This window comes from Campylobacter concisus (genome assembly GCF_002912425.1).
GTDB classification, from domain to species: Bacteria; Campylobacterota; Campylobacteria; order Campylobacterales; family Campylobacteraceae; genus Campylobacter_A; species Campylobacter_A concisus_AH.
This window is the reverse complement of the sequence record NZ_POYR01000082.1, coordinates 1-613: the sequence shown is the minus strand read 5'-3', so window position 1 is coordinate 613 and position 613 is coordinate 1. Positions and strand designations below refer to the sequence as shown.

The following is a 613-nucleotide window of genomic DNA, read 5'->3' as shown; positions in this document are numbered from 1 at the left end:
ATTATTATTACCATAGTAAAAATATAATGGCTTTTGTAAATTTTGCCAAAGCAAATTTAGCTCAAACTCGCCCTCATATTTATACCCTATAAGTGTTTCAAATCTTTGCAGCGCATTTGTTTTCATCATCTCAAGATGCCTGGAGTCTTGCGGCTCAAGATGCACTTTGTATCCCAAAAGTCCAACGACCGAACACGCAACACATCCCTGAAAAGTAGCCTCATTTTGTGAAATTCTATGCTCTTTTACCGACACAGATGTATCAACTAAATAAATGTTGCCAAGTTTTAATCCATCTTTTAGCACAGCAAAAGCGATCGTTTTTTCAAATTCTGGCACAAACGAGCTAAATCTTATCTCTAAACTTAAACCATTTAGCTTAAAATCAAAATTTGATCTTTTAAAATTTTTACCACTTGTCTCATGCTTGTATCCATCATGCTCAGCCTTTGGCAAATAGCTATAAATATATCCTTGTATGAGCTTGGATAGAGACTTTGCTATTTTTAAATTTTGAGTTGGTAGGCGTGAATTTATAATGATCATCCTTGCTCCTTATTTGTTGCTAAAATAGATTATAACTCAAAATTTTGTAAAAAATAGACAATTATAT

1 protein-coding gene is annotated in these 613 nt (G+C 32.8%); it reads right to left on the bottom strand.

Annotation, left to right across the window (positions count from 1 at the left end):
* Window positions 1–546: CRISPR-associated protein Cas6 (locus CYP84_RS04680; RefSeq protein ID WP_103636837.1), on the bottom strand; the 546-nt coding region annotated here is incomplete at its 3' end.
* Between the last annotated feature and the right edge of the window lie 67 nt (window positions 547–613).